The following is a 13,926-nucleotide window of genomic DNA, read 5'->3' as shown; positions in this document are numbered from 1 at the left end:
ACAGGAAAATTACACACAGAATGTGGAATTGGCGTTCGTGCAGCCTCGCTGCTCCCTCACAGACTCCCCCCAAAGCCAAAAGCGCCCTCACAGTATGTGACAGCGCTTTTCTTGTGCGATGCTATCGCGGGCAATGTGTGGCCAACTGCTCCGAGAATGTGCTGTCCGCTACGCGCCTCGTGCGTAAGCACACAGCAGCCTTCATGCTCTCGGATACAATGCGTTAGAAGAGTGCACGAATCTCCTCGAACTTGTCGCGCTCAAACGAGAGGCTATACTTTTCCGGCTCCTCTTCGTTACCGACCGCGGTAAGCGGTTCGATCTCGGAGTCATGCACCTTTGTGATAAACTCCTGCGGGTCGCACCCCAGTTCGGCGGCGAAATCGGCAGCCGTGGCCGCGTAGATGCCGCCATAGGTTTTAATATCGCCCGAGGAGAAGTTATCTTCACCTTTTGGTTTAAAGCTTACGCCCCGCATGTGTGCTGTTGCTGTAATGAACGCATAATTACGAACTATCTCACTCTATGCACGCTTGAGAGTTTCTCCGTTATGTGCAATGTTGCAGGTCACACACGTTTATCGGGGTGGATGCGACGCCTTGTCGGTGTAGCAAAACGTAGTATGCATTTGAGCACGTGCAACCGTTCCACCATTCACCCGGTTGACGCAAACAGATAGCTTTTATACCTTCATCTTGGCCTCTTTACGGCAGATCGAGACCGATGGCATCTTCCAGAAAACCGACCTCCGATATGGTAACGAGCATCGCCGCGCAGCTTATGATCTTGTATGATCATGCCATGAACGAAAAAAATACTGAAGCTGCTGAGGCCTACGCACTCGCGCTGAACTTGCTTCGGCGGGAGACCAAGGGCATCAAGATCTCGTTTGATGGCCCGCCGCCCACGTTGCGGCGCATCCCACAGGCGTATTTTCCGGAAGACTTAGTTGACCGGCTGCCCCCGAAACACCGTCCTGAGCAAACGGAGTAACCGGGCGCAGGTGCACTGTCACGTCGGTGCTCTTACCGGATACGCATCCGAAAAAGAGCGCGCTCAACGACAAACGCCCCAGCCTGCATTGATCAGGCTGGGGCGTGCTCTGTGTTGAAGGCGTTCAGCCCGTCGTATTGAGGGTGCGGTTTCGACCCAGACGAGGCATCAGGATGCAGGCTTCTGGAGGGCCGTTACGTACAGCGTACCCTGCGGCCCCATCACCCGCACGCGGAAGCTCTGGCCCGGCTCAATCTGATCGTAAACCTCGGCGAATGCTTCCACGGAAGGCGTGGGCTCGCCTGCCGCTTGCACAATAAGCTGACGCGGCTGCAATCCCGAGTCTCGCACAGCCGGGTTGCGCACGTCCACCTGCTCGATGAGTACGGCCCCGTCTACATTGATGCCCAGACGCTCAAGCTCGCGCGCCGACACGTCCGTCAGGGCCAGGCCCAGCTCCTCGCGGATGTCCTCAGCCGTCGAGGATAGCGCGGAGTCGTTTTCGGACTCCGACTCGTTGTTGCTCTCGGCCATCGACGGATCATCAATTCCACCGAGCTCCACTTCCACCGTCATGGTTTCGCCCTCGCGGTTGATGGTCAGCTCCACGACATCGCCGGGCTGCTTCGCGCCAATGATATTGCTGATCTGCAGCGCGTCGTCCAGCTCTTCCCCATCGATTGCCGTAATCAAGTCGCCTGGCTGTAGGTTGGCCTCTTCGGCAGCGGTGCCTTCCATTACACCGCCAATCTGTGCCGTGCCGCGTGGCAACCCTTCGCTCCGAATGAGCGACTGGCTGGCCGGACGGTACTCTACGCCGAGGCGGGCCCGTTCGACCCGTCCTGTTTCGATAAGCTGATTGGTTACGCGCTGCACCGTGTTCGACGGAATCGCAAAGCCGACGCCCTGAAACTGTCCGGTGCGCGAGGCAATGGCGGTGTTAATGCCTGCAAGACGCCCATCGAGGTTCACCAGCGGACCACCCGAGTTTCCGGGGTTAATGGCCGCATCGGTCTGGATGAAGTTCTGCACGCCGTAGTCTTGCTGGCCCGACGGCTGCAAGCGCCCTTTCGCGCTTATGATGCCCGCCGTAACGGAATTGCTCAGGCGCTGGTCCAGCGGCGATCCAAATGCCATGACCCACTGGCCAGGACGGATCTGCTCCGAATCCCCAAAGCTGACCACACGCAGATCTTCCGCGTCAATCTTGATGACGGCCAGATCGCTGTACGGGTCGGTGCCCACGACCTCTGCGTCGTAGACTTCGCCATCGAAAAGGCGCACATTCAGGTCGTCTGCGCCCTCAACGACATGGTTGTTCGTAATGATGTGGCCATCGGAACGCACAACAACGCCGGAGCCGAGCCCCTGGCGCACATTGCCGCCCTGTCCGCCCTGTCCACCAGGAGGACGCCCAAAGAAGTCTTCGAAGGGGGTACCCTGAAACGGACTGCGCTGCTCCTGAATGGTCTCAGAGCGAATCTGAACGACTGCCGGATTCACGGACTCGGCAACCTCCATGAAGGCGTCTTCGAGCGATACAGCACGCTGGAAGCCCTCCGAATCCGTCGTGCTGATAGCTGTGGTGCCGCCAGGGCCTGAGGCGCGGCTCTCGGTGCCCACCGAGTCGCCCCATCCAAAGAGATTGGCGCCAGCTGTGGTGAAGAGAATGCCCGCGATAAATGCAGCGGCGAGCAAGACCGCCACTGATGCTTTTCCTTTCACACTCATGAACGAACGTCGGTAAGATGAGCAGATCGTGATTGCGGCGAACGTAAAGCGCGCTTTAGGGCAGTGTGTTGAGTATCCCAACGGCGCTCTCCCAAAAATAACGTGTGGAGCCGCTGTTTCGTATATGGCGAGACCGCCCCGCAATCGTTTGGGGGTTCTTACGTTTGCGGGGTGGCCTTGCGCATCTCGACAGTCGTACAGGGGAAATGAGCGCGACTCGCCCGTGAACGCTACTCACCCGGCACGCCGGGCTCGGTCATCGCGCGCACGTCAAGGTAGTCGTCGAGCTCTTCGTCGGTCAGCAGATCCATCTCGCGGACTACCTCACGCACCGTTTTGCCTTCTTTGACAGCGGTTTTCGCTACGGTCGAGGCTTTGTCGTAGCCGATGGCGCTGTTGAGCGCTGTGGCAATAGAAGGATTTAGCTCCAGCAGCTCCTGGCACCGTTCACGATTCGCTTCGATGCCTTCGATGCACTTCTCCGTAAAGGCCGTTACGCTGCCTGTTAGAATGGAGATGCTTTCGAGCATGGCGTGGGCCATGACGGGCATCATTACGTTGAGCTCGAAGTTGCCGTGCTGCCCGCCCACGGTGATCGTGGTGTGGTTGCCCATCACGCGGGCCGCTACCATCATCACCTGTTCGCTCTGCACCGGGTTGACCTTACCGGGCATAATGGAGGAGCCGGGCTGAATCGTGGGCAGCGTGATCTCGCCGATTCCGCTTGTGGGACCACTCGACAGCAGCCGCAGGTCGTTCGCAATTTTGAGCAGCGCGGTGGCAGTCGTGTTCAGCGCGCTGTGTGCCTGCACGTACGCATCCTTCCCGGCCTGCTCCGCAAAGTGATTGCTCGTCTCCTCAAACGGCACGCCCGCGAGTCCGCTAATGTGCTTGATCGCGCGCTCCGGGAACTCCGTATGCCGGTTGAGTCCCGTGCCTGTGGCGGTGCCGCCCAGAGCCACCTCCGTGAGCTCATCCGCACCGTGCTGGATGCGCGCAATGCATTTTTGCACCTGTGCCGCGTATCCCCCAAACTCCTGACCCAGGCGGATGGGGGTGGCGTCCATCAGGTGGGTGCGTCCGCTTTTCATGACATCGTCGAACGCCTCGGCCTTTTCAACGAGGGCCGTGTGCAGCGCCTCCATAGCTGGAGCCAGGTCGTTCAGCAGCGCCGTGCGGGCGGCCACGTGCATGGTTGTGGGAATGACGTCGTTCGACGACTGCGACATGTTTACGTCGTCGTTGGGATGCACAGCCTTGCTTCCGCGCTCCGCCCCCAGCATCTCCGACGCCTGGTTGGCAATCACCTCGTTGGCATTCATGTTGGTCGAGGTGCCGCTGCCCGTCTGGAAAATATCGAGTACAAACTCGTCGTCGAGCAGGCCCGAGATCACGTCGTGTCCGGCCTGCTCAATGGCCGCCGCCTTGTCGTCGTCAAGCAGCTCCAGCTCGTTGTTGGCGCGGGCGGCCGCCACCTTCACAATGCCGAGTGCACGGATGAACGCTCGCGGAAAGCGCAGGTCGCTCACGGGAAAGTTGTCGAGCGCACGCTGCGTCTGCGCGCCGTATAGCGCCGAGGCGGGCACATCGATGGGGCCCAGCGAGTCGCGTTCAGTTCGAAAGTCATCAGCCATAACAGATGCGGGAAACGAGGGAAAAATTCGAGTTCTGATAATCCACTTGAAAAGATAGCCGACAGCCGCCGCCGTCGCCCATCCGCAAAGAACAAGATTTAGTCATTTATACAGCATAAGCTACGCCTCCCCCGAAGCGCCGCCGATGGACAAGCAGCCTCTGCTGGGGTTTGTGTTGCGCGTTACATCTGCATCCGTTACGTTACGATGCGCCTTGTTATCGATTTGTTATCGCTTGCCAGCCCCGCCTTTCTATGACCACCCTCACCAACGTTGCCGCAATGCACGAGTGGGCCGATGCCCAGCATCAGCGCGGTGCCACCATAGCGCTGGTGCCCACCATGGGCGCGCTGCACAGCGGTCATCTGGCCCTTGTGAACGAGGCAAAGCGCCAGGCGGATGCGGTGGTCACTTCTATTTTCGTGAATCCTACCCAGTTCGCCCCCGACGAGGACTACGACGCCTACCCGCGCCCCCTCGATACCGATCGCGAGATACTCGCCGAGCGGGATGTAGATGCGGTCTTTGCCCCGACGGTGGAGGCGATGTATCCGTTCGGCGCCTCTACGACCGAAGAGCCGTACGTTTCGGTGGACGTGCACACGCTGAACGACCACCTCTGCGGCGCGCATCGTCCCGGCCACTTTGAGGGCGTAGTCACAGTCGTTACGAAGCTGCTCAACGCCTGCAAGCCCGATGTCGCGGTGTTTGGGCAGAAGGATGCGCAGCAACTCGTTATCCTGAAGCACCTGGCGCATTCCCTCTTGTTCGATGTCGAGATTGTGGGCGTACCCACCGTGCGCGAAGACGACGGCCTGGCCTGCTCGTCGCGGAACGCGTATCTGAGCGACGCGGAGCGCGCCGAAGCCCCGCAGGTGTACGCTGCCATTCAGGCCGGTGAACAGGCCATTGCCAGCGGGGAACAGCATGCCGAAGCGGTGGTTCGAGCGATGCAAAAACCACTCGACCAGGCGGAGCATGCTCGCGTCCAGTACGCCTCGGTGGTCGATGCGTCGTCGCTCCAGCCCGTTACCCACTTGCATCCGGGCGACGATGTGCTCATCGCCGTCGCCGTCTTTTTTGGCGATACGCGGCTCATCGACAATGCGTTTGTGCACGTTCCATCGTCTGCCTGACCGCATCCGCCTGCCAGGATCCGTCCTCGTTTTACGCTGACCGACCCGCGCCCCCTGTATGACCGTCACGATGTTCAAGTCGAAGCTGCACCGGCTCCGCGTTACCGAAGCCGACCTCTACTATGAAGGGTCAATTACGATCGACCAGGAGCTGCTGGATGCGGCGGGCATTCTGCCGCACGAGAAGGTGCAGGTGGTCAACGTGAACAACGGCGCACGGCTTGAAACCTATACGATTGCCGCCGACCCCGGCTCACGCACGGTATGCTTGAACGGTCCTGCAGCGCGCCTTGCCGCAAAGGGCGACCAGGTGATCGTGATTGCGTACGCCGAAATGACGCCCGAAGAGGCGGAAGCCCACACGCCCAACATCGTCCTCGTCGGCAAAAATAACAACCCCAAAGAGCAGATCGACGCCGAGGAGCCCGGCACGGTGCGCGACGAGACCGTCCACGACGACATCCTGATTGCGTAGGGCTGCACCGCACCCACTCGCCCAGTATGTTCTCTGCACGTTCTCTGTCTCGCTCCGACCACAGCGTGCGTCTCTTGCGCGAAGAACCAACACTTGGTCTACCCCTGAAGACCTGTTTCGATTTCTTATTTTGGCCCCAGGAGCATTTCCTCTACCGACAGTTGTCGGTACCAGGACACTCTGAGTATGCGTTGTGGTATACATCTGATCGCTGTTGAACATGCAGAAATGCTTGTTTATGCCCCTACACCGTCATCCCAGACGGATGCCGACAGCGGTCGGCAGACGATCTAGGATCCATGCCCCAATGGAGGGATGCGTTAGCGGAGTGAGTTCGCCCTCAAACGGCGAATGGTTCCCGCCACAGCGGCGCTCGCTTTCGCCGTCAAGAACCCAAACAGGCTCTTAGTCGCTACCGCTCTGTCACTCACTGCGTTGTCGGAGCAAAGTCTCGCGCTGCTCCTCGCGAAACGTCTCGTAGACCGCTGCTTGTTCAGAAGTTAAGCGCGAGCGGATGGCTGCATCGGTTTCGCGCATCACCCGACGGAGTGCGCGCCCGAGTCGGCGTTTTTCGCGTCGATTCAGCGGCTCCATCGATGCACGCCGCTGTCGCAGTTCGAACAGCTCCTCGGTCCGCCGTTGAACGATCGGTCGGATGGCCTCGGTTTGCGCATCCGTTAGGGACAGCGTGGAATCGAGTGTTGCCATTTGGCAGCGAACGACGAACGCTGCCGCCCGCTCACGTTGCTGCGGACCTTGTCTGTTGCTGGCCCCCTCATTCGCCCCCTCGTATGCTTCGCCGTTCAGCAGTCGAGCCAGAAACTCGCCGTCGTGCCACGTCCGGTCACGGCGTCCGAGCCGCACCACCACCATCTCGCGCGATGGGATAACGAACAGGCGCTGGTTGTTGAGCCCGGCAGCCATGAAGAGGTCGTTGGGCCCGTCGGCATAAATCATGCCTTCAGGTCCATCGGGGGCCACGTCGCGCGGTGCGTACTCGAAGAAAGAAGCGGCGGGATCTACCGGGGCATTCAGCCAGACCGACAGCCCGTATCCGGGACCGGCCTCCGTCGGTATTGTAAGGGGCGTAAGCACGTCGCGTGCGACCACGACCTCGCCCTCGAACGTCCCGTTGCCCAAGAGCAGCCGCCCGAATCGCAGCCAGTTGCGCGCGGTGGTACGTGCCCCGCTGCCCAAGTTGATGTCACCGTCCGTGCGTCCCCAGGTTGGCGATTGAGCGCCAATCGGTTCCAGCAGTCGCCGGGTGAGGTAGGCCTCGGGGGATTCGCTGTCCAGTTTCTCTGCTAAGACCGCGCCAAACACTTGAAAAGCGGTGGGACCGTAGCGGAAGGATTCCCCTGGCGCATGCACGAGCGGCGTTTGCAGGGCCTCTTGAAAGCTCGGGGCGCGCCCGATGCGCGTTTCCAACCCACTCGTAAGCTGGAGCAGCTGCCGAATGGTGATCTGCGACTTTTGGGGATCCTCGGTCCACGACGGCACGGAAGCCGCAACGGGTTCATCCAGCGAAAGCAGTCCATCCTCTGCAGCGGCCAGAGCCATCAGTCCCGTTAACGTTTTGGTGCCACTGGCCAGTATGTGAGGATCGTTGGCCCGGTAGCCGTTTGTGTAGTCCTCTACAACCAGTTCGCCGTCTTCCCAGATCAGAAGGGCATCACCAGCTTTCGCTTCCGCGTAGGATCGGGCCATCTCGAAAGGATCAGCCTTAGCAGGCGAGTCGTCATCGGGCGGCTGCGTACTGGCTGGACTCGGTCCTGCGCATCCTACCAACACTCCTATGCAAAGAGCGAGAAAAACGCCCGAACGGCTGACATTATGAACGGGAAATCGTGGCGCAAACATTGAGTGTCAGGAATCTTGAGGTAGGCATGCGTGAGGGATGGGCCGACCTGCCCATTTACCCGCGGCGTTCGTTGACAAGGCGGGCCCGTACCCGGAGCACAAGGCTGCGGTGAAGTCGGATAGTCTCGTACTGGACATCGGTAAGTGTCTCGCGCAGTGTTTCGTGCATTGCAGATCGCACGTCGCGGATGGCCTGACGGGCTTCGTCCCGGTCACGCGCGCCGCTGATCTGCTCGATACGAATTGTGCGGATGCGCTCACGGGTGTCTTGCCGCGCTGTGCCGATTGCTTCTTGCTGGGCATCGGTCAAGTTCAGCACCGTGGTGCGGGCGGCCGTTCGCTCGGCACGTCGCTCGGCGGCGGCTTCTCGGATCGCCTGAATGCGTTCACGTTGCGCGTCGGTAAGCACAGCGCGCGCATCCTCACGAAAACCGGTACGCAGCTCCTGCACGTTGGTGCGGAATTGCTCAGGACTGAGGGTGCCTTCCTGCAACTGATTGCGCGCATCACGGATGGCGCTGCGCAGCTCGCGGTGTAGCGCGCGCAGCTCTTCCTGTTGGGCATCGGTAAGCGACTTGCGCAGGACCTGGCGCACGCCCCGAGGCAGGCGGCTCCAGGCTGCCCCGCGTGGGCCGTCGCGCATCTCAGAGCGCAGTTCGCGGCGCAAGGCGCGGTTTCTTTCGAAGAGGCGCTCTTTTTGCGCATCGGTAAGCGTCTCGTGCAAGTCAGCCGCCACCGTCCACAGCACGCCTGGAGCGGCATCGCTGGGCGTTTCGTTGGTGAACCTGCCGAACGCAGATAGCGAAACCGATTCATCGTGCTCACGCAATGAATGCTGCTGCGCGGCGGTAAGCTCAAGCTCGGCGTTTAGCATCTCGACGAGCGTGTTCGATGCCGGAGGCTCGGGGTCCGCTTGCTCTGAGGCAACGGTGTCGCATCCCACAAGAAGAAGGACGGCCATCCCCAAAGCCAAAAGGGGCGGCCACGTACGGAAGAGGATTGAAGAACGACAAACAGCAGGAGCGTGCGTAGCCGTTTGGGTGGTCATGGCAAACAGAGATTGAATGGTTTCAACGCGATTCATGGATTAGACGAGGCGTTCGGCGCCTGCATTTCATCGTTTTGTGATGAATACATGAAACCGAAATGCTCCCTGCGGACGGGTCCGTCGGATGAAAGCCCGGATCGTCGATTTTGGAACCGCTGGCGCATGCGGCGTAGCTCTCTACGCTGTTCGGGCGTGAGGTGCGGGCGCATGTCCTGCCAGAGGGTATCGACACGAGCGCGCATCTGGGTGCGCGTCTGACGGGTCATCTGCTCAATATCGCTCCCTGCCTCGCGCAGTAGTGGACGCAGCGTGTCGCGCTGTGCCGAGGTTGGCTCGATGGCGTTGAGCATGTGCTCGGTAAATCCATCAGCCGTGCGCAGGCTGCGAATGGTTTCCACGCGGTTCTTGACGACCGCTCCCACGAGCAACCCCCCTACGAGTCCGCCCAGCACGAACGTGCCCAGCAGAAGAAGTGCGGGCTTCCAGAGGGAGCGGAGTCCAGAAAATAAAGAAGACATAGCAACGGACCGTACGAGGGATATTCAGAGGAGAGGGGGAGATCAGAGGGCCAGTAGCAGCTCGACAGCGATGGGAGGCAAGCCGAAAAGGCGCTCCACAAGCGTGGTGCTTGTTGCCTCAAGCGGAGGTCCAGCGTAGACGTTGTAGAGGGCCAGCGCCAGCACCGCCGATGCGGGTACGGCTCCGAACCGCCGAAGCAGAAGCTCCATTCCCGCGGTGAGTTCACCCCAGACCGTGGGGGAAGCAGAGCCCGAAGCCGGTGCGTGCTCTTCCGCTGTCATAAGCTCACGATTCAGGCGGCTCATGGTGCGTTCGGCAAATCCGTCCTCGAACGCGTCTGGTGCAGACTGGCTCATGAGCGTGTGCACCGCCTGCTCTTCATGCAGGTGGCGCTGCAGATGCGGATGGTCACGCAGCAGCCGGTCGAGTTCTTCGCGCTCGTTGGATGAGAGGGTGTCATCCAGCGCCTGTTCAATGAGATAGCGATGCCGGTTCTTCATTGCGGTATGGGAGTCAGAAGGTCGTAAAGACGTATTCAGGTTTTGCAAGGGCTTCTCCTAAGGACGATCCGCATCCAAGAGGGGGCGTAGCCGGTCGGCGAGGCGCTTCTTGGCACGATGCAAGCGCGAAAGCACCGTTCCGTAGGGTATCTCCAAGATGTCTGCTGTTTCCTGCGTAGAGTAGCCATCGAGCAACCGCAGCACGACTACCGCGCGGTACGGCGTATCCAACTGGCGCACCGCTTGCTGCACCAAACGCTTCTGCTCTCGACGCTCCACCGTACGGTTTGCATGTCCGACGGGCTCATCGGGCGGACGCTCAGCGTCACGACTCTGCAAGCGATTCTGACGCCGCTTGCGAGCGCGGAGTGCATCGATTGAGACATTGATGGCGATGCGTGTCACATACGTTTTGAGGCGAGCCGCCCCCTCAAACTGGTCGAGCGAGCGATACAGGCGAATCATCGTTTCTTGCCCCACGTCATCAGCCTGCGGGCCCGGTCCCAGCATACCAATCACGGTAGCAGCTACCACGGACTCGTAGCGCTCCACCAGATACCGAAAGGCTCCGGTGTCGCCTGCCTGCACTGCAGCAATGAGAGCCTCATCGGTCGCATTAGGCGAGACATCAGGCGGCACAGTGTCAGGGAATGCTGTGGCGGAGGATACTGGAGCTCTGGCGGTGGCCTGCAAGACGGCGCAGGCCGAAGCCCACACATTTTTGTATTAGACGAGCACAAACAAGCTCACATTCCAGACCGTCTCCCCTTTTTAGGAATCTGTATGTGTGATTCTTATGAAAGAGAGTGCCTGGCGTGATGTTAGGTAAGAACGGCGAGACGGAGGAGCGCGAAGGGTAATGTCCCGGCATGGCACACGTTGCACAGTGGAGCCATGCAACGAGAGGGCTGTCGTTTATTCATGCGATGTGTTCGCTTCAGGAAAGGTTTTTTATCAGAGGAGCTATCCCTCAGCGTCTATCCACTACCGTATACTACTTGGAGCGCGGCTCCTTGCGGATCTCATCGAACGTCATCTCAATGATGCGCGGGTCAATGCCGTTATAGATGGCGCTCATCAGTTGTATGGTGCGCTGCGCGGCTCCTTTGAATACGAAGTGCGGCGCGGCAAACTCACAGCGCACGAAGTTGGGTGGAACGCCCCCGCTGTAGACAAACGTGCAGGCGTCGAATTCACAGTCCTCGAAATGCTTTCCATCAACTGCGAGTTGCTTGCTGGTAAACTGTTGGCCCCGCACCGGGGTGCGGTTGGATTCAGAGGGCAGCGGAGTATTGGAGGAACCATCCTTCTGACTCATGGAGCACTTCGGAAACGTGGGGTGTGGACAGCAGAAATTATGTTCTGTAGCGTTGTCTGCCGTAACGTGCTTCAAGAGCGGGCGTTGCGCAGGAAACGAAGCGGCGTAGCGGTGCGAAGCCAATCGTACGAGAGACGCAAACGGGCGCCAGCGCGCGCTTCGCCCCTGCCCCTGATCCGCGCGACCCAGCGGCTCCCGCACCGCAGATGAACGGGGCCCACGTCTCGTCTCGCCCGCAGTTGTAACAGTGCACATGTTGCCTGCGTTTACTATGTATCGTGCTCAATTCTCTAATACGTTTTCTGTATCCCATGATTGAACGTTCCACCTCTACGCGCTTCCTCACGTTCGTTTGCACATGCGCGCTTCTTGCAGGCAGCCTTGCCCTGCTGGGAATGCAGTCTCCCGCCGATACCGCCCCCGATGCACCGCGTGCGTCAGCCGATTCCTCGGGCGCGATTGCCAACGTAGAAGCGTTTGCGCGGCTGTACGGATACGTCCGCTTCTTCCACCCGAGCGATGCCGCTGCTGAACTTGACTGGGATCGCTTCGTGGTGCATGGTGTGCGCCATGTGTACGACGCGCCCACTCCCGATGTGCTGCGCGAGCGCCTGCACACGTTGTTTGCGCCGATTGCGCCCACCGTGCAACTCTACGAAGCGGGCGCAACGCCTCCGAATCCGCCCGACATGCTCACCCCGCCCGACACCGCCGGACTCCGCCTGGTGGCGTGGCAGCATCGAGGCATCGGGCTCGGCAACCCAGGATCATACAAGAGCGTCCGCCTCAACCGCGCGTTGGAGAGCGACGACGGCCCCCAGTTTGGAATAGGGATGCGGAGCATCGGTGCTACGACGCATCGGGGCAAGCAAATTCGCCTCCGAGCCGATGTGCGGGCTGATGTCGATGGGAGCGCCAACCAGGCGCGGCTCTTGCTCGGCGTAGATCGCCGCAACCAACAGCGCGGCTTCTTTGACAATATGGGAGATCGCCCCATCACTGCGTCCAGCTGGAATACTTATACGATTACCGGCCCGGTCGCCGACGATGCCACGCATATTACGATAGGAGGCATACTGGTCGGGGAGGGGGAAGCCTGGTTCGACAACGTACAACTGCACGTGCGCTCGCACCCCGATTCCGCCTGGACACCGGTTCCGCTTCTCAATGCCGGGTTTGAAGCCGGCGATACCGGAGAGATGCCCCCGAACTGGGGCAACCGGTCAGACTACGAAGTGACTACCGTTGACGAACGTTCGGTGCAGGGCGACCAGGCTATGCACATCGCCTCGCCGCCGCCAGCTTCCGTCGCAGAACCCCTCTTCGACGCGCGCCCTGATGCCGGAGCGGTCATCAACAAGCTCATTGGTCGCGGACTTGCGGTGCAGATGCCCCTTGCGCTCTACAGCCGCGATGAGCAAACGCTGCGCCCAGGCGATGCTCCAGCGCCCGCACGTCTCAACACGCTCCTTGCCAACGGCGCCTCTGACGCCGCCTTAAGCAGCGACCGGGCCACACACATGGCCGCTGTTGTGATGGCGTGGAACGTGATGCAGCACTTCTACCCCTACTTCGACGTGGTGGATACGGACTGGGAGGGCATGCTTCCACGTACGCTGCGCGCCATGCGGGATGCCGATACCCCACTGGCCCGGCTCCGGGTGATGCAGCGCATGGTGGCCGAACTCGATGATGGACACGGACGCGTTTTTCATCCGCTCGTGCAAAACCGCGCTGGGCTGCCGCTTCGCGTAGATTGGATTGATGAGCAGGTCGTGGTCGCTGCTGTGAGCGATTCGTTGCAGGAGGCCGAGACGCCCTGCATCCGTCCGGGCGATGTCATCACCGCCGTAGACGGCACGCCGAGCGCAGATGTCATTAGCACGCGCAAGACGTACATATCAGGCTCGCCGCAGTGGACCGAGCACCGGGCGCTGAGTGGATTTGCACGCGGCCCCCGCGGCACCGAGGTCACCCTTTCGGTGCAGCGCATTGACGACGGTAGCACGACCACGTGCACCGTCCCGCGCAACACCGACCGTCCGGTGCAGCAGCCTCGCCCTGATGGCATCGAAGAAATCGATCCGGGCGTGTACTACGTTGACTTGACCCGCGTAGGGCCTTCAGCCGTTCAGCAGCAGATGGACCAGCTGGCTGCAGCGCGCGGTGTGGTGTTTGACATGCGCGGCTATCCGGAAACCGGCAACCAGCAGGTGCTGCGTCACCTGACGTCCGACACCCTGCAGTCGCCACGGTGGCAGGTGCCCCAACTCATCTACCCCGACCAGGAACGGCGCGTTGGCTACGACACGAGCGGACGCTGGCAGCTTACGCCCCAGACGCCCACCATTGGCGGTGCCGTGGCCTTTCTTACGGATGCAGAGGCTATCAGCTTCGCCGAGAGCATTCTGGGCATTGTGGAGCACTATGAGCTGGGCGCGATCATTGGCGGCCCCACGGCAGGCGCCAACGGCAACGTGAACCCGTTCTCGCTTCCCGGCAATTACCGTATTAGGTGGACCGGCATGCGCGTCCTGAAGCACGACAGATCGCAGCACCATCGCATTGGCATCCAGCCGACGATCCCGATACAGCCTACGCGCCAGAGCGTTGCTGAGGGACGTGACCGGTATCTCGAAGCGGCCTTGCAGCACATCAACACAAATGCCCCGCCTAATTAACGGCATGTGCAGGTTTCCTTCCTCCTTTGTT

Annotated in this window: 13 protein-coding genes; 4 read left to right on the top strand and 9 right to left on the bottom strand. The window is 60.5% G+C overall.

Annotation, left to right across the window (positions count from 1 at the left end; all coding sequences use genetic code 11):
* Positions 1 to 223: 223 nt before the first annotated feature.
* The gene (locus CRI93_RS13885; RefSeq protein WP_098063246.1) at positions 224 to 478 is read right to left on the bottom strand and encodes a hypothetical protein; all 255 of its coding nucleotides are present in this window, start codon (positions 476 to 478) and stop codon (positions 224 to 226) included.
* Positions 479 to 801: 323 nt separating this feature from the next.
* Here CRI93_RS13885 and CRI93_RS13880 point away from each other — a divergent pair, with 323 nt between their 5' ends.
* Positions 802 to 993 carry a hypothetical protein gene (locus tag CRI93_RS13880; RefSeq protein WP_176521885.1) on the top strand — a complete coding sequence of 64 codons (192 nt, stop codon included), beginning with the start codon at positions 802 to 804 and terminating at the stop codon, positions 991 to 993.
* Positions 994 to 1,161: 168 nt separating this feature from the next.
* On the opposite strand, the gene CRI93_RS13875 is transcribed toward CRI93_RS13880, so the two are convergent.
* Both CRI93_RS13875 and CRI93_RS13870 read right to left on the bottom strand, forming a co-directional pair.
* Positions 1,162 to 2,724, bottom strand: a complete 1,563-nt coding sequence (locus tag CRI93_RS13875; protein WP_098063244.1) for a trypsin-like peptidase domain-containing protein — start codon at positions 2,722 to 2,724, stop codon at positions 1,162 to 1,164.
* Positions 2,725 to 2,954: 230 nt separating this feature from the next.
* Positions 2,955 to 4,358, bottom strand: a complete 1,404-nt coding sequence (locus CRI93_RS13870) for a class II fumarate hydratase (protein WP_098063243.1) — start codon at positions 4,356 to 4,358, stop codon at positions 2,955 to 2,957.
* Positions 4,359 to 4,612: 254 nt separating this feature from the next.
* On the opposite strand from CRI93_RS13870, the gene panC reads away from it, so the two are divergent.
* On the top strand, positions 4,613 to 5,494 hold the full coding sequence (gene panC / locus CRI93_RS13865; protein WP_098063242.1) for a pantoate--beta-alanine ligase: 882 nt from the start codon (positions 4,613 to 4,615) through the stop codon (positions 5,492 to 5,494).
* Between the two features lie 58 nt (positions 5,495 to 5,552).
* Positions 5,553 to 5,969, top strand: a complete 417-nt coding sequence (gene panD / locus CRI93_RS13860; protein ID WP_098063241.1) for an aspartate 1-decarboxylase — start codon at positions 5,553 to 5,555, stop codon at positions 5,967 to 5,969.
* A 423-nt stretch (positions 5,970 to 6,392) separates the two neighbouring features.
* Here the strand turns inward: panD and CRI93_RS13855 are convergent, their stop codons facing one another.
* The 6 genes from CRI93_RS13855 to CRI93_RS13830 all read right to left on the bottom strand — a co-directional run bounded on the left by CRI93_RS13855 (position 6,393) and on the right by CRI93_RS13830 (position 11,214).
* Positions 6,393 to 7,676 carry a serine hydrolase gene (locus tag CRI93_RS13855; protein ID WP_176521884.1) on the bottom strand — a complete coding sequence of 428 codons (1,284 nt, stop codon included), beginning with the start codon at positions 7,674 to 7,676 and terminating at the stop codon, positions 6,393 to 6,395.
* Positions 7,677 to 7,884: 208 nt separating this feature from the next.
* Positions 7,885 to 8,877 (bottom strand): hypothetical protein, encoded by a 993-nt coding sequence (locus CRI93_RS13850; protein WP_141491726.1) that lies wholly within the window; start codon positions 8,875 to 8,877, stop codon positions 7,885 to 7,887.
* A gap of 32 nt (positions 8,878 to 8,909) precedes the next feature.
* The gene (locus CRI93_RS13845; RefSeq protein WP_098063238.1) at positions 8,910 to 9,395 is read right to left on the bottom strand and encodes a hypothetical protein; all 486 of its coding nucleotides are present in this window, start codon (positions 9,393 to 9,395) and stop codon (positions 8,910 to 8,912) included.
* Between the two features lie 42 nt (positions 9,396 to 9,437).
* Complete coding sequence (locus CRI93_RS13840; protein WP_098063237.1) at positions 9,438 to 9,896, bottom strand: anti-sigma factor; 459 nt, start codon at positions 9,894 to 9,896, stop codon at positions 9,438 to 9,440.
* Between the two features lie 57 nt (positions 9,897 to 9,953).
* Positions 9,954 to 10,535: an RNA polymerase sigma factor gene (locus tag CRI93_RS13835; RefSeq protein ID WP_176521883.1), complete on the bottom strand. Its 582-nt coding sequence runs from the start codon at positions 10,533 to 10,535 to the stop codon at positions 9,954 to 9,956.
* 355 nt (positions 10,536 to 10,890) lie between these two features.
* Positions 10,891 to 11,214: a hypothetical protein gene (locus tag CRI93_RS13830; RefSeq protein ID WP_098063235.1), complete on the bottom strand. Its 324-nt coding sequence runs from the start codon at positions 11,212 to 11,214 to the stop codon at positions 10,891 to 10,893.
* A 311-nt stretch (positions 11,215 to 11,525) separates the two neighbouring features.
* On the opposite strand from CRI93_RS13830, the gene CRI93_RS13825 reads away from it, so the two are divergent.
* The gene (locus CRI93_RS13825) at positions 11,526 to 13,895 is read left to right on the top strand and encodes a S41 family peptidase (RefSeq protein ID WP_098063234.1); all 2,370 of its coding nucleotides are present in this window, start codon (positions 11,526 to 11,528) and stop codon (positions 13,893 to 13,895) included.
* The last annotated feature ends 31 nt before the right edge of the window (positions 13,896 to 13,926 follow it).

This window comes from Longimonas halophila (assembly GCF_002554705.1).
GTDB classification, from domain to species: Bacteria; Bacteroidota; Rhodothermia; order Rhodothermales; family Salinibacteraceae; genus Longimonas; species Longimonas halophila.
The sequence above is the reverse complement of the archived record's forward strand: the minus strand, read 5'-3'. Positions and strand labels throughout refer to the sequence as shown.

What these genes read in the sequence shown, in the direction of transcription:
- CRI93_RS13885 (WP_098063246.1), bottom strand. Translation starts at nt 478, where the DNA reads ATGCGGGGCGTAAGCTTTAAACCAAAAGGTGAAGATAACTTCTCCTCG.
- CRI93_RS13880 (WP_176521885.1), top strand. Translation starts at nt 802, where the DNA reads ATGAACGAAAAAAATACTGAAGCTGCTGAGGCCTACGCACTCGCGCTG.
- CRI93_RS13875 (WP_098063244.1), bottom strand. Translation starts at nt 2,724, where the DNA reads ATGAGTGTGAAAGGAAAAGCATCAGTGGCGGTCTTGCTCGCCGCTGCA.
- CRI93_RS13870 (WP_098063243.1), bottom strand. Translation starts at nt 4,358, where the DNA reads ATGGCTGATGACTTTCGAACTGAACGCGACTCGCTGGGCCCCATCGAT.
- panC (WP_098063242.1), top strand. Translation starts at nt 4,613, where the DNA reads ATGACCACCCTCACCAACGTTGCCGCAATGCACGAGTGGGCCGATGCC.
- panD (WP_098063241.1), top strand. Translation starts at nt 5,553, where the DNA reads ATGACCGTCACGATGTTCAAGTCGAAGCTGCACCGGCTCCGCGTTACC.
- CRI93_RS13855 (WP_176521884.1), bottom strand. Translation starts at nt 7,676, where the DNA reads ATGGCCCGATCCTACGCGGAAGCGAAAGCTGGTGATGCCCTTCTGATC.
- CRI93_RS13850 (WP_141491726.1), bottom strand. Translation starts at nt 8,877, where the DNA reads ATGACCACCCAAACGGCTACGCACGCTCCTGCTGTTTGTCGTTCTTCA.
- CRI93_RS13845 (WP_098063238.1), bottom strand. Translation starts at nt 9,395, where the DNA reads ATGTCTTCTTTATTTTCTGGACTCCGCTCCCTCTGGAAGCCCGCACTT.
- CRI93_RS13840 (WP_098063237.1), bottom strand. Translation starts at nt 9,896, where the DNA reads ATGAAGAACCGGCATCGCTATCTCATTGAACAGGCGCTGGATGACACC.
- CRI93_RS13830 (WP_098063235.1), bottom strand. Translation starts at nt 11,214, where the DNA reads ATGAGTCAGAAGGATGGTTCCTCCAATACTCCGCTGCCCTCTGAATCC.
- CRI93_RS13825 (WP_098063234.1), top strand. Translation starts at nt 11,526, where the DNA reads ATGATTGAACGTTCCACCTCTACGCGCTTCCTCACGTTCGTTTGCACA.